The organism is Paralcaligenes sp. KSB-10 (assembly GCF_021266465.1).
Taxonomy (GTDB): domain Bacteria; phylum Pseudomonadota; class Gammaproteobacteria; order Burkholderiales; family Burkholderiaceae_B.
This window is the reverse complement of record NZ_CP089848.1, coordinates 2,040,132-2,061,065: the sequence shown is the minus strand read 5'-3', so window position 1 is coordinate 2,061,065 and position 20,934 is coordinate 2,040,132. Positions and strand designations below refer to the sequence as shown.

Genomic DNA, 20,934 nt, shown 5'->3' with positions numbered 1-20,934 from the left:
ATGCCAGGCAAGGATTGCGCCGATACTTTCAGATCATGGGCTTGCCGCAAGGCAAGAACTCGCCGCCGTACATATCGCCGACTAGGGAAGAGTCCCGGCTGACTACTCTGCCGCGCGAAAGCGTGAGGACGGGCCAGCCTTGAACTTCCATGCCCTGATACGGCGTGTAGTCGACATTATGATGCAACATTGCGTTATCGATGGTCACGCGACGCTTGGTGTCCCAAAGGACGATATCGGCATCGGCGCCGACCATGATGGAACCCTTGCGTGGATATAGTCCATACATTTTTGCCGGATTGGTTGCGGTGAGAGCGACGAATTGATGGATGTCGATACGGCCCGCCGCCACTCCGCCGGAAAACAGCAAGGGCAAGCGCGTCTCAAGGCCGGGGATCCCATTGGGAATATATTGAAAAGGCTGCTCCTCGCCGCCCGGCTTTTTACCGTGCGAATCATCGTAGCGGAAGGCGGCATGGTCTGATGAAAATATTGAAAAAACGTTGTGAGTCAATCCGCTCCAGACGGCATCCTGGTTTTGTTTGTCGCGGGGCGGGGGGCTGCAAACGCATTTTGCCCCCTGATAGCCGTCAGCATCCAGATCTTGTTCAGTGAGAAACAGATATTGCGGACAGGTTTCGGCATGGATGCGCAGTCCGCGCCCATGCGCCCAGCGTATTTGTTCGATGGCTTCGCGGCCCGATACATGCACAATAAGAATCGGCACTCCTGCCAGTTCGGAAAACGTGATGGCCCTGTGAGTGGCTTCGCGCTCAACCGCCATGGGTCGCGAACTGGCATGGAACTTCGGGGCAGTGTGGCCCTGGCCGGTCAGGCGCTCGGTCAGCCATGTGATGCAGTCGGAATTTTCGGCGTGGATCATGACCAGGGCGTCATGGGTACGGGCGACATCAAGCACTTTTAGGATCTCATGATCGCTCAGCTTGAGATCGTCGTAGGTCATGTAGATTTTGAATGAAGTGTAGCCCCCCTCGATCAGGCGGGGCAGCTCGTGCTGAAGGACTTCGGGCGTTGGGTCGGAGACGATGAGATGGAATGCGTAATCGATAGCCGCCTTGCCTGCAGCCCGCTCGTGATAGTCGTCGACCGCCGCCTGCAGTGAGCTTCCTTTGATTTGGGCCGCAAAAGGAATGACTGTGGTTGTCCCTCCGCAGGCCGCTGAACGAGTACCTGAAGAAAAATCGTCGGCCATGCGCAAGCCGTGCGGCATGGGCTGGTCCAAATGGCAATGTGCGTCTATGCCGCCCGGCAGCACCAGCAGGCCCGATGCGTCGATGGTTTCCGCTGCTGTGCCCAGGTTCAGGCCAAGCGCTGTAATCTTGCCCTGTACGATGCCGATGTCGCATTGGAAGCGGTCCGAGGCCGTTGCGACGTCCGCGTTGCGGATTATTAAGTCAAAGTCTGTGCTCATGGCTGATTTCTATCTTTATGCGACGTCGCTGAATAGACGGCCCCAGCCAGTTACCTGGCGCGTATCGAATCCCGCGATGCGCAACGATTTCCATACGACGGTGGCGATTGTGTCGTAGATGGGAATATCGACAAGAGCTTCAAGCTCGGGCACTAAATGGGCGGCTTTCAAATTCGTGCAAAAGGTAGTTATGGCTTGAGGATGTGAGGCCGCAATCTGGGTGACCATGGCCCGGATTTGTTCGCTGGTGACTTCTGAAAACGAGAAGTTGACGTGCAGGTTCAGATGGCGCTCCGCGATGCAGTTCAGGCCCGAGCGTTGGTAGTTTTCCACAATCTTTTCCTGGACCTCGGTAAGATAGGGAGTGGCCAGGCCGAATTCCTGCACGCCAGTCTTCTTGAAGATTTCATTCAAGGCCAGTACGGACGTGGTGGCCGGAATGCCGGTGATTTCGGTAATTCGCTGGCAAAGGCGTTGGTCGGCATCGAAGCCCAGCCAGCCTGAAGATGTGCCATTCCATGCGATGACGTCCACCTTCGCATCGGCCAGCAGCTTGGCGGCTTCCATTATTTTGCTGTCGTCGAATTGCCCCAGCGCCTGGTTGCGCAGGGAAATTTCAGTAACTGTAAAGCGCGCGAAGTGTGCGGATACCCCGGGCAGGCCCGATACCATGGCGCTGGTGATGGGCTCCAGTGCCGTATTCGACGACGGTGTCAGCATTCCCAGCAAAATACGTTTGGTCATTGTTGTCTCGTGATGAAAAGGCTATATGTCATTGCGCTTGAATATGGCGTCGAAGTCGGGCGGAGCCGGTTCGGTGCTGTCGAGGTCCAGGGTTTGTTCGATGTGCAGAAGATGATCCAGCATGCATTGCTGGGCGCCGGCGCTGTCGTGGGCTTCGATCAGGTCAACCAGGCTGCGATGCTCGTGGTGCGCGCAAGCCGGAGTGTTGGGTTTGTCGTAGAGCGTGATGATGAGGCAGGTCAGGGCGGTCAATTCGCGCATTATGCGCGGCAAGATGCTGTTTGCGACCATGTCCGCAATATGAATGTGGAACTCTCCGGATAATCTGATGATGCGGCGCAAGTCGTTGGCGTCTCTGGCTTCCTGTTCTTGCGCGACGTGCCGGCGCAGCGCGCGCACCTGGGCCGCGGTGTTTTGCTGTGCAAGCAGGGCGACCATGCCAGGTTCGATCAGGCGCCGGGTCGTGAACAGCTCTCGCGCTTCCTGCACCGTCGGGCGGGATATAAATGCGCCGCGATTCGGAATGAGCGTAACCACCTTTTCGTGCGCCAGGCGGCTCAATACCTGACGTATCCTGGCTCGACTTGCCCCGGTGACGTCGGTCAGGCGCTCTTCCGCCAATTTGGTGCCGGGGGCGAGCCGGCGCTCAAGAATGGCAATCTGGATGCGCCGATAGATTTCATCGTTTTCCATCTCGTGTTCTTTGGGCGAGTTGGAGTCACTAAACACTGCTGTGGCGGCAGAATTGTCCAATCCGCATCTCCTGAATAATTCAAAACAAGTTGCTTGGCGAGTGTCCAGGGTCCGGAATTTTGCGTAAACATCATTGCGCTGGATTGTGAACAATTTTTCCTGGATAGATTGATTATATACAGACGGCCGTGTATCTCCGATTGCTGCACACCTTGTCAAGCAAGGCTATGCGGCGGGAGGGTGGCCGTGTGCGAGCAATGCTTGCATGGCTGCCGACAGTCCTTGGTTGGGTTTATGCGGAGGAGGTGCAAAACTACCCCTATTGGCTAGCCCGGGCGCCAGGGAAATCAGTGTTTCGGCGTGCCGTACCGCACTGGATACTCCTTCTACCAAGGGCACGGGAATATCATTTCGTATGGTGCGCGCGAGACCTGCCAAAGGAGCGCCGGCCAGCACCAGTACGTCGGCTCCGTCTTCCTCGATCGCTTGCAGGCACAGCTCGCGCAACCGAGCCTCGTGATCAGCCTGCACCGTGCCTATATCCCGCAAGGGCTGTTGCAGACAACGTATGCTGGCCAGCCTGCCGGCCAGTCCATTGGCTTGGACGCATTCCCGGTACCAGGCCGTGATCCGGTGCGAAATGGCGATGATCGAAAAGCGATTGCCCAGCATGCAGGCGCTCATGAGTGCGGCTTCCGTAAGCCCCATTACAGGGATGTCGACCGCTTCTCGGATACCCCATAAACCCGGATCTCCAAAGGCGGCGATCACGAGCGCGTCATAGTCGCCTGCGTGCTCGGCAGCCAGGTTGGCGGCTGCATACGCGCCTATCAATGACTCGAAGCGCGTTTCGATGTACGCCACGCCGAATGGCGCCGTTACGACGTCGATGTGAGTCGAGGCCGAAGCGGCCCGGCGGGCCTCGGCTTCAATCAGATTTGAAACGCTTTCGGAGGTATTGGGGTTGATCAGCAGGATGCGCATTGGATTATCCTTTGTACGGTATCGCGAACTCCGGGAGTTCCGGGGCTTGCGATACCTGTTTGCCGGTACAGCGTGGCCATGGCCGATTTCAGACAGGCAGTTTCTTGCTGTAGTCGATGAGCATGGTGGAGCAAATGAACAACCCTGCGCCCGCCGCTGCAAATACCATGAATGCCAGGAAAAATGAGCCGGTCGTCTGTACAATCAGGCCCACCAGAATTGGAACGCCCACGCCCGCTATATTGCCTCCCAGGTTCATCGCGCCGCCCAGAAAACCTACGGTATTGCGTGTACCAAGAATCGCCGGAATACACCAGTACAGGCCGCACCAGCGCAGGAAAAACAGGGTGGCTGAAAGCATGATAACCACGGCGACAGGGTCGGAGATCTGGGAAACGCTGAAGATCGAGATCGTGGCAAGAATAGACGCGATGCCGCACAGCGTGCGCATCACTTTGGCCTGGGAGGCGCCGGCGGCCCTCCATTTGTCCGCGAGCCATCCGCCAACCAGTTCGCCGATGAATCCCGCGAAGAACATAATGAACACGGCACCGCCCATTTGCTTGATGTTCAGGCCCCGCACTTCGGACAGATAGCTGGGTATCCAGGTCAACAGGCCGTAGAACAGCGTGTTGAAAAACATCCAGCCGAAAAACATGCCCCATACTGAGCGATATTTTAAAAAATCCAGCATGCGGCCACTGACGACTTGCGGTTCCGAAGCTTGTTCTTGCGTGTGGCTGGCTTCGATGTGATGGGCTTCGCTGTCATTGACACCAGGATGCTGGCGCGGATTATTGCGGATGTAGTACCACGCCCATACCCCGGCGATCATGGTGCCCACGCCGGCAATGACAAAAGCCACGCGCCATGACTGAAAGATGGCAATCAGGAATGAGATCAGGATGGCGCCCAGGGCGGATCCCAGCGGGGCGCCGCCATCGAGCAGCGTAGCGCCGCGCCCGCGTTCATTCTGTGTCATCCAGATGGCATTGAGCTTGCCGCCGGCCGGATAGATCGGCGCTTCGGATGCGCCCAGGCCGAGCCGCGTCAGAAGCAGGACCACCCAGCCGGTCGATACAGCGGCGACTGCCTGGAAAAAGCCCCAGAAGAACGTTGCGGCGGCAATCACTCCGCGCGGCCCGTATTTGTCGGCAAGCATGCCCCCGGGGATTTGCATGAAGGCATAAGTCCAGAAAAAGGAGCTCAGCAGCAGGCCTTGTACCGCGGGGCCAATATTGAATTCTTTGCCTATCAACGGCATGGCGACCGATATGGAAGCCCGGTCGACGTAATTGATGGTCACCAGAAAGAGCATTAAAAAGAATATTTTCCAACGCACGCGAGTCGGTGCGATGGCGATCGAGCCAACGCTATCTTTGAGTCGAGCTTCCATTGATTGTCTCCAATAGTTATGTTTTATTTATCTTGGTGAAATGATTTCATGAAGATAAATATCATTCCGATTATTTAGCTTCTTTTCGAGATATTGTTTATCGGATGGCTTTATTGTCCACATTAAATATATTGATTGTCAACTATTAATAATTTATTGTGGACAATTTTTTGATGGGCTTTGGGCTGTGCGTTGCTGTGTTTGCTGTGTAGGCGGCGGTTAATTCTATAAAGACGCCGCAGGGTGGGCGGTGCTGTGCAGTCCGGCACGTCCAGCGGTCGGCTAGCTACGCTAGCCGACTACCCGGGTCTGCCTCGTCCAGGCGGGCGTCGGGCCAACTCACTACGCCGCTGGCGCGGCTCCGTTCAAACAGGGCCCGCCGAAGGCCCCCGCCTTCCCTTCGTCAGCCCCCGGCGCTGGACTACCGCCGGACTACACAGCACCGCCCACCCTGCGGCTTGCGTTGAGGTAATGCATCGAGGTATACATTGGGGAAGCCGCGTTGAGCCAATCACAGGCTACGTTGAGGCGTCGGGCGCTTAGTAAATCCAGGGTTCGGCGCAGCGTGGTGTAGTGGCCACGCGATAGAGGCATGAGTGCGGGCGCGTTAATGGTTCTATGGGTGCAGGCCCATTAACGGTGGGTGCAAGCACATTGATGCCAGGCATGCCGTCTCCACACGCCGTCTATCCTTCCAGGCACACCGTTCTAGGCAATCATTCTAGGCAGGCCGTAACGTGAGCCGTCTATCGGGGCTAGGGGTCAGGACCGGCGTAAGGCGTGCGCCGGATGCTACCGTAGGGAAGGCGGGGGCTTTCGGCGGGCCATGTTTGAGCGTAGCCGCGCCAGCGGCGTAGCGAGTTTGGCCCGACGCCCGCCTGGACGAGGTAGATCCGGATCAAGCACGCCGTGCCGGCCCTGACCCCAAGCCCCGATAGACGGCGTCTTTAAATACCAATACCCATCCATCAAAGAATGCCGTAAATATTTCGACCAAAAAGGCCCTGGGTATTAAAGCAGGCAGGCTTCTTTGGCGAGTCGCGTGATAAGGTCCCATTGTCCGTTGGCGATCGCCGATTCCGGCGTGAGCCATGATCCGCCCACGCATTCGACATTGGGCAAGGCGAGATAGCTCTTCGCGTTGCCGGCGTTGATGCCGCCGGTGGGACAAAACCGGATATCCGGCAGGGGACCATACAAGGCTTTCAGCAAAGCCACGCCACCAATTGCCTCGGCCGGGAACAGCTTTTGCACGATGAACCCCTCGTCCGCCGCAAACATGGACTCGGAAGGAGTCGCAATACCCGGCAAAAACGGCAGGCCCGAGTCGCGGGCCGCTTTGGCGATGTCGCGGGTCAGGCCCGGGCTGACGGCAAACTTCGCACCGGCGCTGACCGCCGCCTCGAATTGCCTGGTGTTGCGTATCGTACCGACGCCCACCAGCGCGTCGGGTACGGCATCGGCAATCAATCGTATGGCCTCGAGCGCGACGCTGGAGCGCAGGGTGATTTCGAGGCTGCGCACGCCGCCGGCCACCAGGGCGCGAGCCAGGGGGATGGCCGTATCGAGATCCTTGATGACGATGACTGGCATGACAGGGCTTTGCTGGAGCAATTCAATGGCATTCATAAGTGGTCCGGGTAAGAAATTAAACGGAATTGCCTATTTAAACATCTCGGCCATTGTCCAGTCCGGGTGCTGGAACAGGGAAGCCCCTTGTTCGGCGGCGCCGGCGTGGCCGCGCGCCGAGGCAAACAGTTCGCGGCCAAAGCCGGTTTGATGGGCGCTGAGGTCGGGTTGTGCAAGCGGCCGTGTGATCCAGTCGGCGGGGCCGAGGACGTTGAGCTCGCCCGTATCGGCATCGACGCGCAGCATGTCGCCATTTTGAATGCGCGCGAGAGGCCCGCCTGCCAATGCTTCCGGTGTAACGTGTATGGCCGCGGGCACTTTGCCCGAGGCGCCCGACATGCGGCCGTCTGTAACCAGGGCTACCTTGTAGCCTTGCTCTTGCAGGACGGACAGGGTGGGGGTGAGTTTGTGCAGTTCGGGCATGCCATTGGCCCTGGGGCCCTGGAACCGGACCACGGCCACAAAATCGCGTGTCAGATCGCCCTTTTTATAGGCGGCAAGCAGCTCGTTCTGGTCGTGGAAGACGAGCGCGGGTGCTTCGATTACGCGATGTTCGGGCTTGACCGCGGACACCTTGATGACGGCGCGCCCCAAATTGCCGTTCAGAAGTTTCAAGCCGCCATCGGGGCTGAAAGGTTCATTGACCGGGCGTATCACGTTGCGATCCTGGGACTGGGCGACGACCGGGCGCCACTTCAGGGTTTCGCGGTCCAGATAGGGCTCGTGCGTATAGCGTCGCAGGCCGGGGCCGGAGACGGTCTTCACGTTTTCGTGCAAAAGCCCGGCGTCGAGCAGTTCGGCGATCACCAAACCTATGCCTCCGGCGGCATGAAAATGGTTGACGTCGGCCTGTCCGTTGGGATAGACGCGTGCCAGCAAGGGTACGATCGCCGAGAGTTCCGAGAAGTCATCCCAATTGATGGCGATGCCGGCGGCTTGCGCAATGGCAACCAGATGCAGGGTGTGATTGGTGGAGCCTCCGGTCGCAAGCAGTCCGACTATGCCATTGACTATGGTTTTTTCGGAGATGACTTCGGCAACCGGGGTAAAAGACGATGTCTGGGCCGTGATTTGTATGGCTTGTTGCGCCGCGGCCCGGGTGAGGGCATCGCGCAAGGGCGTGTTGGGAGTGATGAATGCGCTGCCCGGCAGGTGCAGGCCCATGACTTCCATGAGCATCTGGTTGGAGTTGGCGGTACCGTAAAACGTACAGGTGCCGGGCCCGTGATAGGACTGGCATTCCGACTCCAGCAATTCGGCTCGGCCGATTTTTCCTTGGGCGAAGAGCTGCCGGGTTTTGGATTTTTCGTCATTGGATATGCCGGTGGTCATGGGGCCGCCCGGTATGAATATGGCAGGGATGTGTCCGAAGCTGAGCGCGCCGATCAGCAGCCCCGGTACGATCTTGTCGCACACCCCCAGATAGACCGCGGCGTCGAACATTTGATGGCTCAAGGCAATAGCCGTTGCCATGGCGATGACGTCCCGGGAAAACAGGCTGAGTTCCATGCCGGTCTGTCCCTGGGTAACGCCGTCGCACATGGCGGGGACGCCTCCGGCGAATTGCGCCGTCGCGCCCAGTTCGAGCGCCGCCTGCTTGATGATGGCGGGGAAGGCAGCCAAGGGCTGGTGCGCCGACAGCATGTCGTTGTAGGAAGAGACGATGGCCAGGTTGGGTTTGGATATTTCCTTGAGCAGGCCTTTTTCCCTGGCCGGCATGGCCGCGAAGGCGTGGGCGAGGTTGGTGCAGCCAAGCTGGCTGCGTTCCACTTTCTTGCCGTATGCGGCTTGCGTCCGTTTTAAATAGAGCTCGCGCGGTTGGCGGCTGCGCTCGGCGATTCGTTCGGTAACGGCGTGCACAACGGGGTTCAATGCCATGGAAGGATCCTGATTGAAGATAGGCTTGTGTAAGCTCTCAAGCAATCATTGAATTGTAATTTCACTACATACAAAAATCAATGTCTTTAACGGAGGAAAATCAGGTTATTGGCGACGCCAGGTTCTTATTGCAATGGAATATGATGTGTTTACATTGTTTCTTGGCGCAAGGGCGATTAGCTAAAAGATCGAGGCGGCGTCATTGTTTTTGGAAGTTTTTGATATTGATATTATGTAATTTCATTACATTAAAGAAGGCCAATCACTGTCCGTAATGCACCAATGAGCGTTTGCACCGGGGGAGTCGGAATGGTGTCGCTGCGCTGGATAAGGCCTATCGGTTCCTCGGTGCCGGACATATCCAGGGGCAGGGTGTGCAGGCGGCCCTGCCGCAAATCGCCGCGCACGGCAATTTCGGGAACAAACCACACGATATTGTCATTGTTCAGGGTCATGGCCCGCCCTAGCGATACGGATAGTATTTCAGAGTAATCGGCCAGTGCGCCGAGGCCGTGCGATAGCAGAAAACTGTCGGCCATATGGCGAATAATGGTTCCGCGCGGTGGCAGGATTACGTGAAAGTCGATCAGATCCGAGGCCGCGACTGACGCCAATCCGAGCAAAGGGTGCCGATCGCGCACCACAATCGCCAGGGGGGCCGCGAAAAGATATTCGAAGGCCAGGCCGGCCATTGCCGATGGATCGGACACCCGGCCTATCAGCAGTTCCACCTGCTGTGTTTTGAGCATGGCCAGCAGTTGATGGTTCAAGCCGGTGTGAACCTGCACGACCATGCCCGGCCATTCCTGGCGAAAGGATTTGAGCACGGGCGGCATAAGGTGGGCGGCAAGGGTTGGCAGTATCGCGATATCGACAGTGCCTCCCGCAGCCCCATGATTCCTGGAGAGCAGGTCCAGGCCCTGGCGCAGGGCGCTTACACTGGCGTTGGCATGGCGCAGGAAAACTTCGGCCTGCGAAGTTGGGCGGGCTCCGTTGCGGCCGCGTTCGAAGAGACGCACGCCCAGAATGTTTTCCATCTCGGCTATGGACTTGGACATGGCCGGCTGGGTCACGGACAGCGCGTCCGCCGCTTTCTGCAGGCTGCCATGCTGCGCCACGGCAAGCAGGCAGTGCAAATGACGCAGTTTGATACGGGCATCCAGTTTGTTATTTTCCATAACTATTTATTATGCAATACCTGAAAAATTGTCAATATATATATCTTCTGGTTAAGTATATAGTGTGCCGAATCCCAATTGATGGCTATGCCGCCGATTTGTCTCAGACGGAGCAAAAATGACCGCCAATACACTGCTGAACCCCCGCGACTGGGGCGCGCATCCCAAACTTATCGATCCAGGCTATAAGTCGTCGCTCTTGCGCGGCCCGACCCAGGCACTGCTGCCCATCAAAACCGCCATGCAGAATCTGCGCGCGCCCGTGTATGGCCATGAGCTCATTGGCGAGCTCGATAACGATTTGACCCGCAATGCGCGTCGCAATGGCGAACCGTTGGGCGAGCGCATCATCGTTACAGGCCGGGTTCTCGATGAAGATGGCAGGCCGGTGCCCAATACCCTGCTCGAAATATGGCAGGCGAACTCCACAGGACGCTATGTGCATAAAGTCGATCGGCACGACGCACCCCTGGATCCCAATTTCCTGGGGGCGGGCCGTACACTGACCGACGATGAAGGCCGCTACCGTTTCCTGACGATCAAGCCAGGCGCTTATCCCTGGGGCAATCATCCGAATGCCTGGCGCCCCAACCATATTCATTTTTCCTTGTTCGGCGCCTATTTTGCTACGCGCCTGGTGACCCAGATGTATTTCCCGGGAGATCCATTGCTGCAGTACGACCCGATCTACCAAGGCGTTCCGGAAGGCGCCCGTGAACGCCTGGTGTCGCGCTTCACCCTGGATGCGACCGAGGCGGACTTCGCGCTGGGCTACGAGTTCGATATTGTGCTGCGCGGCACCCGTGAAACTCCGATGGAGAAATCGCCGTCATGAAACTCAAGCAAACTCCTTCGCAAACGGTGGGACCTTTTTTCGCCTACGGGCTGACGCCGAAACAATACAGCTATGATTTTCCCAATGCGTTCACGCCCGATATCGCCGGAGACCAGGCCCGGGGTGAGCACATCATGCTGGCCGGCCGCGTGTTCGACGGCGCGGGCAAGGTCGTCAATGATGCCTTGCTGGAGATCTTCCAGGCCGATGCCGATGGCCGATATGCCGAATCCGCCGCGCAGATTGGCGCTTCGGGGTTCACGGGTTTCGGCCGCGTAGGCACCGGGACGGATCCCGATAGCCGTTATATAGTCCAGACGGTGAAGCCGGGCGCCACCGACGGTGCGGCACCGCACGTGGATGTGATCCTGACCATGCGCGGCATGCTCAATCATTTGTTTACGCGTATTTATTTCGACGACGAAACCGCTGCCAATGCCGAAGATCCGGTATTGCAATCGGTGCCGGCCGAACGCCGCAATACTTTGCTGGCCAGGCGGCAAGTCCTGGATGGTCGTGTAATCTATCACTTTGATTTTTATATGCAGGGAGCGCAAGAGACGGTGTTTTTCGATCTCTGAACGCTTGTGTGGCCTGGGGAGCGTGAACCCGTCCCATCCGTCCCTGGCCTTTGTCTATTAATGAATGGAGCGGGCCACATGTCCGGTTCGCTCTTGTCTGCCGGAGCTTCGCATTCATGGAACTGCTCGATTCATTGCTTCGTCCGACCGCCAGTCGCGCGTGCTTCAGCGCGTCGGCCACATTGCAGGGCATGCTCGATTTCGAGGCGGCCCTGGCCGAGGCCCAGGCAGACAGCGGAGTCATTCCAATCGAGGCCGTCGATCCGATCCGGCAGGCATGCCGGGCCGAACGCTTCGATCCCTCGCAAATCGCCGCCGAGGCCGCGCGGGCGGGTAATCTGGCGATTCCCCTGATCAAGCATCTTACTGCCGCGGTCAAGTCGCAGAATCCCGACGCCGCGCGGTTCGTGCATTGGGGGGCGACCAGCCAGGATGTCATCGATACCGGCCTGGTGTTGCAATTGAAAGGCGCGCTGCGGCTTATCGAGGCCGATCTGGACCGCCTGATTGCCGCATTGGCCTCGCAAGCCGCATCGCATCGCGATACGGTAATGATAGGCCGCACATGGCTGCAGCATGCCTTGCCGCTTACCTTCGGATTGAAGCTGGCGGGGTCGCTCGATGCCGTGCTGCGCCAGCGCGCGCAGCTGCAAGCTTTGAAGCCGGAAATGCTTAGCCTGCAGTTTGGCGGGGCGGCCGGAACATTGGCATCCTTGCGCGACAAGGGGCCACAGGTGGCCTGCAGGCTTGCGGCAAACCTGGGGCTGGCCGAGCCCGATTTGCCCTGGCACAGCCAGCGCGACCGCATTGCCGGCGCCGCCGCTTTTTTCGGCACGCTTACCGGCACATTGGGCAAGCTGGCGCGCGATATTTCGCTGATGGCTCAGACTGAAGTCGCCGAACTCGCCGAAGCCGCGGACGAAGGCCGCGGCGGCTCATCCACCATGCCTCACAAGCGCAACCCAGTGGCCTGCGCCGCCATTCTTTGCGCCGCCCAGCGCACTCCGCAATTGGTGGCGACGATCATGGCGGCCATGATCCAGGAACACGAGCGCGGCCTGGGAGGCTGGCACGCCGAGTGGGAGGCCTTGCCCGAACTGGTGCTGCTGTGCGGCGGCGCCTTGGCTACAAGTGCCGGCCTGATCGAAGGGCTCGAGGTGTTTCCCGATCGGATGCGGGGCAATCTGGAACTCACGCATGGCCTGGTCATGGCAGAGGCGGTTACCATGGCTCTGGGCGAAACATTGGGGCGCCTGGAGGCCCATAAATTGGTTGAGAAAAAATGCCGCGAAGCTGTAGCGACGGGCGCCGATTTGCAACAGATCCTGGCTGGCGACGAGCGCATTGCGGCAATCCTGTCGCCGGAAGCTCTGGCGAGACTGATGGCTCCGGAAAACTATACCGGTGCCGCGGCGATTTTTGTGGATCGGGTCCTGGAGCGGGTGCGCCGCCTGGTTTGATTTCACCTGCTTGGGCCAGTGCGTCAACCATGGGTTGTCACAGGGAGCGCTTCCACATGTTCCGACGAAATGACTTTTACCACGGCATCTCGAATCCAGCGGTTAAGCTTGGATTGGTCTTTTTGAATACTCCATACCATCACCATGCGTGCTTTTCGCAGTTCTTTGGGCAAGATGATTTGCCGTAGCGGAAAGTATTTCTGGTATTTGTTTGCAATGCGCCTGGGCATGGTTGTAGCGTAGTCGCTTTCCATCAAGAATGTGGGAGCCAGCCCGAAATTCGATACGTAAACGCTGAAGTGCATTTCCTGGTGCAGATTGCGCAAAGCGCGGTCGAAGTTGGTTTCCGCCCCATACATATGAGAAAACGCCAGCCATTTCATTTTTGGCAGATCGTGCAGCGTCAGGCGATTTCGCGACGCCAGGGGATGCTGCGAGGACACCACACAAACGCGCTCATCGTCGAAAAGCGTTTCGTGCCGGAATCGCTTGGGGGGTGGCTGGAACAGCCCTATCGCAATATCCATCCGTGAAGAGTCTAGATCGTCCGGGACGAAATCTCCGTGCACCGGCTGGAATCGTACGGTGAGATTGGGCGCCGCCGCTCTCAACAAGAGAGTCAATGGTGCCGCCAGCAACAACTCGATATGTGCTGCGGCTCCGATATTGATCGCTCCTGTCAGGAGCAACGGATTGAAGGCGTCGTCATGAGATAAAGCTTGTTCCAGCGTGCACAGTGGCTCATGGATATTGTTATGCAGACGGATGGCGCGTTCGGTAGGCACCAGGCGTTTTTTAATTACAACGAAAAGCGGATCAGCCAGCAATTCCCGCAATTGAGCTAGTTCCCGGCTGATGGCTGGTTGGCTTTTATTGAGAGCATGAGCCGTAGCAGTAACACTGCGGGTTTGCATAAGTGAATCGAAGCACAGCAGCAAGGTCATGTTCAGGCGACGCAAAGCCGAGAAACCACTGACTCTCGCGCTAGTCATTTCGGGTGCCAGCGAGCTGATCTTTCATCATCGGTTCATCGTAAAAAATTCATATTAAAAATGGTATGTAATGCATAGGAAATAATCATTATTTAAATATAACCTACGTAGATAGAATGGTGCCAATTTATGTTTGCTCAAGGAGACAGGAAATGGGTTCGCGATACGATGGTTTGGCAAGAAGAATGGTGTTTGTCGCAGCTGCATTGATGGCAGCAGTGGTTTTTCCCGCCTTGGCACAGGCCGGTTCGTATCCCGACCGCACCATTACTCTTGTCGTGCCGTTTCCCGCAGGAGGCACTCCAGACATCATTGCTCGCGTGCTGGGCCAGCGCGTAGGGGCTCAGCTCAAACAGACTGTCATTGTCGACAACAAGGGAGGCGCCGGGGGCAATATTGGAGTTCAGTATGTATCGCGCGCAAAGCCCGATGGCTATACCCTGGTGATGTGTGCCTATAGTTGCGCCGTCGCGCAATCACTATATAAACCTGCTCCCTATAATATCTCCACTCAGTTTGCCCCGATTGTCATGGTGGGAACGGTACCCAGCGTATTGGTCGTAAATCCTAAGGTTCCGGCTAAAACCGTTCAAGAACTTGTTGCTTACGCGAAAGCGAACCCCAATAAGCTGAATGCCGCGTCTTCAGGAATAGGAGGGTCGGCTCATCTGGCATTGGAGTTGTTGAAACGAGAAGCTGGGGTGCAAATCGCGCACATCCCCTATAAAGGGGCGGGACAGGTGGCCGGCGACTTGCTGGGTGGGCAGGTGGATATGTATTTCGATAACTTGCCCGCCTCATTGCCTTCCATCAAGGCTGGTCGCCTGAATGCCTTAGCCGTTGCCAGCAAGGAGCGATCCAGCGCCATTCCGGATGTGCCTACCTTTGCCGAAGCCGGACTACCTAATATGGTGGTCACGCCCTGGTTCGGGATACTGGCGCCTGCCGGTACGCCTCAGCCGGTAGTGGAACAATTAAATACGGCTTTTAATAAAGCCTTGGTCGACCCCGAAGTGCAAAAGCGCTTGAAGGATCTAGGCGTAGGCATCGCTGGTGGGGCGCCCGCTGTGCTGGCGGATTTCCTTGGAACTGAAACTCAAAAGTTGGCGGACTTGATCGCGCAAAACCATATTGTTGCCAAATAGAGCGACCAGTGGGCGCTCTCAGAAAATCAAATTCAACTCCTGAAGTAAAAAGTAATGCACGGGAAACATAATGCGGAGCCGATACGCTTGCGCGACATGGGTTCTTTTCATGTTGGCGGCCGGCATGTTCAATTATCGGGCCGCTCCAGTTTTGAGCGTGTCTTGAGTGAAGGGGGTGAGCCCGTCAAGATTAATCTTAACGGGACCTATGTTGTTGAACAGATGTATGTTCAATATTTTCACCCCGAGCAGCGTAACGGCAAGGGGCCGTTGGTGTTGTGGCATGGTGGAGGGATGACAGGCGTAGTGTGGGAAAGCACGCCCGATGGGCGAGATGGATGGCTCAACTTTTTTATTCGGCAAGGATGGGACGTCTATGTGTGCGACGCTGTTGAGCGCGGGCGCTCCGGTTTCGCACCTTACCCCGACATCTGGCCCGAAAAGCCCATTACGCAGACGGTCGATGATGTGTATAGCCGCTTTCGCATAGGGAACCATGCATCGAGCTACAACGCAGATCGGTCGCTGCGGACCTCGTACGAAAACTCCCGATTCCCTCTGGAGGCATTCGACCAGCTGTCCAAACAAATGGTGCCGCGCTGGGCGCATACCAACGAGGCTATGATCAAGGCTTTTCAGGCTTTGCTGGAGCGGCTGGGGCCCGCATCCATTCTGTGCCATTCGCAGTCAGGACCCCTGGCCTTGAGGCTGGCCGGAAAACATTCGGCGTTGGTCAAAGCTCTGGTCGCTGTTGAGCCTGCGGGAATTCCGTGTTTTCAATCGCAGGGGTATCGGACTCCCACACTAATGGTGATGGGTGACAATATGGAGTCGGATGAGCGCTGGGCTATTTTGAAAAAAAAGATCGGCGAATTTGCAAATTCGCACGACGGTGTCGATGTTTTTTCCTTGCCGGAAGTGGGCATATTCGGGAACTCTCATTTGCTTATGGTCGACAACAACAATATTGACATTGCGCTGCGTATTGACGCATGGCTGAGGGCGCATGTTTGACAGGCTGGCGTACCGCCGAGGCCTGCCTGCACCTTTGTGCCTAAGCCTGCCGCACAAGCCCGCTTTGCTTAGACGGCAGGGCTTGCCTGTTGCGCCTGGCAACCATACACGCCTTTGACCAGCTCTATATGTTTTTCCTTGATATGGGACGCAGGCTGCGCCGACCAGATCAGGCTGCAGACCGATTTGTGGTCATGCTCGAACGGCAGGAACCGTATGCCCGACAGGCCGCTGCGCGACAGGCATTCCGGAACGATCGATACTCCCATTCCCTGCGACACCAGCGATGCAACGCTCAGCCAGTGCCGCGCTTCGTTTTTCACTTTGGGGAAAAAGCCGGCGTGCAGGCACATGGACAGCAGGGTTTCATAATAGCTGGGAGAAAATGACCGGGAAAAGAAAATGAAATCGTCCTGCGCCAACTCGTTCAGATCGATATAGGCCTCGCCGGCCAGTGGATGAGTGTCCGGCAGGCAGATGGCAAACGGCTCGGATACCAGATCGAGACGGGACATGGTGGCGGGCACGGGGTTGGCATGGATGAAGCCCAGGTCCAGCCCGCCGTGCTCGATCAGTTCGATTTGTTCCGCGGAGTTCAATTCGAGCAGTACATGTTCGATGTCGGGATAATGCTTTTGGAACAGTTTCAGCACGTCGGATAAGCGTCGATACAGCATGGAGCCGACAAAGCCTATTTTGATTTGCCCGTGCAGGCCGGCGTCGATGCGTTGAATCAGTTTCTGGACATCGGCATTCTTGCGCAGCAGGAACAATGCTTCGTTGTACAAGACCCGGCCCGCGGCGGTGAGTTCCACCTGACGGCTGGTGCGGACCAGCAATTGGACCTGGATGGCTTCTTCCAGTTGCTTGATGGCATAGCTCAAAGGCGGCTGCGAAATATGCAGGCGCCTGGCCGCGCGGCTGAAGTTCAACTCTTCGGCCACGGCGACAAAGTAGCGCAATAGGCGGGGATCCAGATCCATGAGAAGCTTCTATACTTTTTTTGTATTGATCTAAATAAATATAGTATTTGTTTATATTAATACCGAATCTTAAGATTTGAGTCACTTTATTTTGTGTGGCTCATCATGGTACGCGAACCTTCTGCGGCAAGCGCAACGCTGAATATCCCGGATTCCCGCGGGATCAATCTGTTTCGGGTGGACCCCTATGCCCGCCCCATGCTGGAAAAATACCTGCCGCCGGATTTGTACGCCCATTTGCTGCCGCACTTTGACGAGTTGGGCCGTCTGGCTGGCTCCTCGCTGGACGAACTGGCTGCGATCGCCGATAAAAATCCGCCTGAATTGTCGGTGCGCAGCCGTGCGGGAATCGATGAGTCGCGGCTTTCCAAGCATCCCGCTTATGTCGAGCTGGAAAAAATGGCGTACGGGAAACTCGGCCTGGCGGCCATGTCCCATCGGTCTGGAGTGCTGGGCTGGGGAGCGCCCATGCCGCCTGTGGCCAAATACGCCCTGACATATCTGTTCGTGCAGGCCGAATTTGGCCTGTGCTGTCCGGTCAGCATGACGGATTCCCTGGCCCGCACGCTGCGCAAATTCGGCGAGCCAGGGCTGGTGGATAAAATCCTGCCGCAGGTCACGGCCCTGGATTTCGACGAATTGCGTCAGGGTGCGATGTTCATGACCGAGCAGGCGGCGGGTTCGGATATCAGTGCGACCCAGACACAGGCTGAATTGCAGCCCGATGGCCGTTGGCGGTTGTTCGGCGATAAGTGGTTCTGCTCGAATCCGGACGCCGGTTTCGCCATGGTGCTGGCTCGCAGCGAGGCCAAAGAGGGCCTGGCGGGTGTATCGCTTTTCTTGCTGCCCAGGGACCTGCCCGAGGGCGGGCATAACCACTATCGTATTTTGCGTTTGAAAGACAAGCTGGGCACCCGGTCGATGGCCAGCGGCGAGATCCGCCTCGAGGGCGCGTATGCCTGGCTGATTGGCGAACCGGGCCGCGGCTTTCAGCAAATGGCCGATATGGTCAACAATTCGCGCCTGTCCAATGGCATGCGGGCGGCTGGCTTGATGCGGCGGGCAGTCAGCGAGGCTATGTTCGTGGCCGAAAATCGCCTGGCCTTCGGCAAACGCCTGGTCGACATGCCTTTGATGCAAAAGCAGTTGCTCAAGATGACCCTGGTGGCCGAGCAAGCGCGTTCTTTTGTGTTCCAGACTGCCCAGGCCCTGGAGCAGTCCGATCGCGGCGATGAGCAGGCCAGGACCCTGGTCCGGATCATGACCCCGTTGATCAAGTTCCGTGCCTGCCGCGACGCCAGGAAAGTGACCGGCGATGGCATGGAAGTGCGAGGCGGTTGCGGTTACATAGAAGAATGGGTCGAGTCGCGCCTGGTGCGCGATGCCCATCTGGGCTCGATATGGGAAGGCACCAGCAATATTGTGGCCCTCGATGTGTTGCGGGCCATACAGAAAAACAATTGTCTTGCGGCTCTCAGGCTGCACGTGGACAGCCTTTTGGCCGAAGGCGCGGCTTGCCCCGAGCCCCTGGCGGCCCTGCAGCAAGACAGTCTGGAAAAAGCTTATCGGCTGGCCGAGAAAGCATCGCGGGAAGGCCGCTCGGATCTGGCCCGGCAGGCGGCGTCCGTCTTGTATCACGTGGTGTCCATGGCGGCCATGCGCAGCGAGGCCAGGCATGACGGCATGCGGGCTCGCAATGAATTGGCGAATCTGGTGCTGCTGCACAGGCTGGCTCCCCGCGATCCTTGCGCGGCTGAGGAATTCCCCGTCGATTATGGCGCAGTCCTGAATCCGGCGTCCTGATGGCGGTCCGCATTCCTTGTACGAATGAAGCATTCTTTTTATATAAAACAATAGGAGACATGATGAACAAATTTTTTTCGGTTCTGCTGATTGGAGCCGCCACATTATGCGGATCCGTTCCCGCCTTGGCGAGCGACAGCTATCCCTCGCAGCCCATCAAGCTGATCGTGCCGTTTCCACCCGGCGGACCCACCGATGCGTTGGCGCGCAGGCTGGCCCAGGGCTTGAGCAAGCCGCTGGGGCAGTCGGTCATCGTCGAGAACAAATCCGGCGCGGGCGGCAATATCGGATCGGACTATGTGGCCCAGGCCAAGCCCGACGGCTACACTTTGCTGTTCGGCACGTCCGGACCGCTGGCCATCAATATCAGTCTGTACAAGAAATTGCGCTATGACCCGCGCACCAGCTTTGCCCCCATTATTCGCATTGGTCATTTGCCCAATATCCTGGTCCTGAATCCCAAGGTGCCTGCCAAGAATCTGCAAGAGCTGATTGCCTATGCCAAACAGAATCCGGACAAGCTGACCTATGCGTCGTCGGGCAACGGCGCCTCATCGCATCTGGCTGGCGTCCTGTTCAATAAAATGGCGGGCACTCATATTTTGCACATTCCCTACAAGGGAACCGGGCCCGCCCTGAACGATTTGCTGGGCGGACAGGTGACCATGTCGTTTACCGACATCCTGACCGCGCTGCCCCATGTGAAGAATGGCACGCTGCGTGCAATCGGACTGGCCAGCGCGCAGCGCTCGGCCGCCTTGCCGGATCTGCCTACGCTTAGCGAGGAAGGCTTGACGGGCTACGATGTCAGCGTGTTCTTCGGCATAGTCGCGCCCAAGGGGACGCCCGAGCCCGTTGTCCAGAAGTTGAATCAGGCCTTTATCCAGGCCATGGCCGAGCCTGAGGTTAAAAGCACCTTGGTCAGCCAGGGCATTGTGGAAGCCGACGACAAGACTCCACAGGGCTTGGCGACATTCATCGATCAGCAGGTTCCCAAATGGGCCGAGCTGATCCATAGCGCGCATATTTCCCTGGATTGAGCATGGCACAGTCAAAACAGGATAACGGCGGGGCACTGAGCGGTTGCAAAGTAATCGATTTGTCGCGGGTGCTTGGCGGGCCCTATTGCACCCAGATCCTGGGCGATCATGGTGCCGAGGTATTCAAGATCGAGCCGCCTTCGGGCGACGAGACCCGCGCCTGGGGCCCCCCGTTCCTGGATGGCACCGCTTCGTATTTTCTGGGCGTGAACCGCAATAAATATGGGCTGTCGCTGGATTTGTCCCAGCCCGACGGGCAAGCTTTCCTGAGGACCCTGCTGCAGGATGCCGATGTGCTGGTGGAAAATTTCAAGCCGGGCACGCTGGAAAAGTGGGGCCTGGGTACGGATGCGCTGCAAAAACAGTTTCCGCGCCTGGTTCATTGCCGCATCAGCGGCTTTGGGGCGGATGGCCCGCTGGGCGGCTTGCCCGGCTACGATGCCTGCGCCCAGGCCATGTGCGGCCTGATGAGCGTCAACGGCGAGGGCGATGGGGCGCCCACGCGTGTCGGCCTGCCTGTGGTCGATATGGTGACCGGCCTGAACGCGGCGCTGGCGATTCTCCTGGCCATCAACGAGCGCCAGCGCAGCGGCAAGGGCCAGTTCCTGGATATCACCTTGTTCGATTGCGCCATTTCGCTCTTGCATCCTCATGCCGCCAACTATTTTTTGAGCGGGAAAATCCCGCAGCGTACCGGCAATGCGCATCCGAATATCGCGCCATATGAATCATTTCCGACCCGGGATGGGGAAATTTTCCTGGCTGTCGGCAACAATCGCCAGTTTGAACTGCTGTCCAGGGTTCTCGAGCAGCCCTCGCTGGCCAGTGATGAACGGTTCCAGTCGAACGCCGATCGCCTGAAGAACCGGCAGGCGCTGCACATGCTTCTGACGGGCTTTCTCAAGGAACACACCGCTTCGGACCTGGCGCAAACCTTGCTCAAGGCCGGTGTTCCGGCCGCGCCGGTGCTCAATGTGGGTGAGCTTCTGAATCATCCGCATACCCGCCACCGGGGCATGGTCATAGAAGAAGGCGCATACCGCGCCATTGCCTCGCCCATCAAGCTGTCCCGCACGCCCGCGACCTTAAGGCTTCTGCCGCCCTCGTTCGGCCAGCACAACGGTGAAATCTCCAAGATCTGATTGCA

At 57.7% G+C, this 20,934-nt stretch carries 18 protein-coding genes; 8 read left to right on the top strand and 10 right to left on the bottom strand.

What is annotated here, in order from left to right:
• Positions 1-28: 28 nt before the first annotated feature.
• From hydA to pcaQ, 8 genes are all read right to left on the bottom strand, one after another.
• Positions 29-1,432, bottom strand: coding sequence for a dihydropyrimidinase (gene hydA, locus LSG25_RS09310; protein WP_232744376.1), 1,404 nt, complete (start codon positions 1,430-1,432; stop codon positions 29-31).
• 15 nt (positions 1,433-1,447) lie between these two features.
• A complete protein-coding gene (locus tag LSG25_RS09305; RefSeq protein ID WP_232744375.1) occupies positions 1,448-2,176 on the bottom strand; it encodes an aspartate/glutamate racemase family protein in 729 nt (242 codons plus the stop codon).
• 21 nt (positions 2,177-2,197) lie between these two features.
• Positions 2,198-2,929 carry a GntR family transcriptional regulator gene (locus tag LSG25_RS09300; protein ID WP_232744374.1) on the bottom strand — a complete coding sequence of 244 codons (732 nt, stop codon included), beginning with the start codon at positions 2,927-2,929 and terminating at the stop codon, positions 2,198-2,200.
• Positions 2,930-3,094: 165 nt separating this feature from the next.
• Entirely contained in the window at positions 3,095-3,853 is a 759-nt protein-coding gene (locus tag LSG25_RS09295) for an aspartate/glutamate racemase family protein (protein WP_232744373.1), read from the bottom strand.
• 88 nt (positions 3,854-3,941) lie between these two features.
• A complete protein-coding gene (locus tag LSG25_RS09290) occupies positions 3,942-5,249 on the bottom strand; it encodes an MFS transporter (RefSeq protein ID WP_232744372.1) in 1,308 nt (435 codons plus the stop codon).
• A 1,011-nt stretch (positions 5,250-6,260) separates the two neighbouring features.
• Positions 6,261-6,878, bottom strand: coding sequence for a bifunctional 4-hydroxy-2-oxoglutarate aldolase/2-dehydro-3-deoxy-phosphogluconate aldolase (locus tag LSG25_RS09285; RefSeq protein WP_232744371.1), 618 nt, complete (start codon positions 6,876-6,878; stop codon positions 6,261-6,263).
• A 33-nt stretch (positions 6,879-6,911) separates the two neighbouring features.
• Complete coding sequence (gene edd / locus LSG25_RS09280; RefSeq protein ID WP_232744370.1) at positions 6,912-8,756, bottom strand: phosphogluconate dehydratase; 1,845 nt, start codon at positions 8,754-8,756, stop codon at positions 6,912-6,914.
• Between the two features lie 248 nt (positions 8,757-9,004).
• Positions 9,005-9,934, bottom strand: coding sequence for a pca operon transcription factor PcaQ (pcaQ, locus tag LSG25_RS09275; protein ID WP_232744369.1), 930 nt, complete (start codon positions 9,932-9,934; stop codon positions 9,005-9,007).
• Positions 9,935-10,052: 118 nt separating this feature from the next.
• Between pcaQ and pcaH the strand changes: the two genes are divergently transcribed.
• The 3 genes from pcaH (at position 10,053) to LSG25_RS09260 (ending at position 12,810) form a co-directional block, all read left to right on the top strand.
• The gene (gene pcaH / locus LSG25_RS09270; RefSeq protein ID WP_232744368.1) at positions 10,053-10,769 is read left to right on the top strand and encodes a protocatechuate 3,4-dioxygenase subunit beta; all 717 of its coding nucleotides are present in this window, start codon (positions 10,053-10,055) and stop codon (positions 10,767-10,769) included.
• Positions 10,766-11,350, top strand: a complete 585-nt coding sequence (gene pcaG / locus LSG25_RS09265; RefSeq protein WP_232744367.1) for a protocatechuate 3,4-dioxygenase subunit alpha — start codon at positions 10,766-10,768, stop codon at positions 11,348-11,350. Before pcaH ends, pcaG begins: the two co-directional genes overlap by 4 nt.
• 116 nt (positions 11,351-11,466) lie before the next feature.
• A complete protein-coding gene (locus LSG25_RS09260; protein ID WP_232744366.1) occupies positions 11,467-12,810 on the top strand; it encodes a 3-carboxy-cis,cis-muconate cycloisomerase in 1,344 nt (447 codons plus the stop codon).
• Positions 12,811-12,833: 23 nt separating this feature from the next.
• On the opposite strand, the gene LSG25_RS09255 is transcribed toward LSG25_RS09260, so the two are convergent.
• A complete protein-coding gene (locus LSG25_RS09255; RefSeq protein WP_232744365.1) occupies positions 12,834-13,802 on the bottom strand; it encodes a LysR family transcriptional regulator in 969 nt (322 codons plus the stop codon).
• A gap of 152 nt (positions 13,803-13,954) precedes the next feature.
• On the opposite strand from LSG25_RS09255, the gene LSG25_RS09250 reads away from it, so the two are divergent.
• Together LSG25_RS09250 and LSG25_RS09245 are read left to right on the top strand one after the other, a co-directional pair.
• On the top strand, positions 13,955-14,947 hold the full coding sequence (locus LSG25_RS09250; protein ID WP_232744364.1) for a tripartite tricarboxylate transporter substrate binding protein: 993 nt from the start codon (positions 13,955-13,957) through the stop codon (positions 14,945-14,947).
• Between the two features lie 96 nt (positions 14,948-15,043).
• Positions 15,044-15,961: an alpha/beta fold hydrolase gene (locus tag LSG25_RS09245; RefSeq protein WP_232744631.1), complete on the top strand. Its 918-nt coding sequence runs from the start codon at positions 15,044-15,046 to the stop codon at positions 15,959-15,961.
• Between the two features lie 68 nt (positions 15,962-16,029).
• On the opposite strand, the gene LSG25_RS09240 is transcribed toward LSG25_RS09245, so the two are convergent.
• Complete coding sequence (locus LSG25_RS09240; protein WP_232744363.1) at positions 16,030-16,944, bottom strand: LysR family transcriptional regulator; 915 nt, start codon at positions 16,942-16,944, stop codon at positions 16,030-16,032.
• 105 nt (positions 16,945-17,049) lie between these two features.
• On the opposite strand from LSG25_RS09240, the gene LSG25_RS09235 reads away from it, so the two are divergent.
• Genes LSG25_RS09235 through LSG25_RS09225 form a run of 3 tightly spaced genes read left to right on the top strand, consistent with a single transcriptional unit; the run spans position 17,050 to position 20,929 of the window.
• Positions 17,050-18,747 carry an acyl-CoA dehydrogenase family protein gene (locus LSG25_RS09235; RefSeq protein WP_232744362.1) on the top strand — a complete coding sequence of 566 codons (1,698 nt, stop codon included), beginning with the start codon at positions 17,050-17,052 and terminating at the stop codon, positions 18,745-18,747.
• A 59-nt stretch (positions 18,748-18,806) separates the two neighbouring features.
• Positions 18,807-19,787: a Bug family tripartite tricarboxylate transporter substrate binding protein gene (locus LSG25_RS09230; RefSeq protein WP_370635976.1), complete on the top strand. Its 981-nt coding sequence runs from the start codon at positions 18,807-18,809 to the stop codon at positions 19,785-19,787.
• A 2-nt stretch (positions 19,788-19,789) separates the two neighbouring features.
• Positions 19,790-20,929, top strand: coding sequence for a CaiB/BaiF CoA-transferase family protein (locus LSG25_RS09225; RefSeq protein ID WP_232744361.1), 1,140 nt, complete (start codon positions 19,790-19,792; stop codon positions 20,927-20,929).
• The last annotated feature ends 5 nt before the right edge of the window (positions 20,930-20,934 follow it).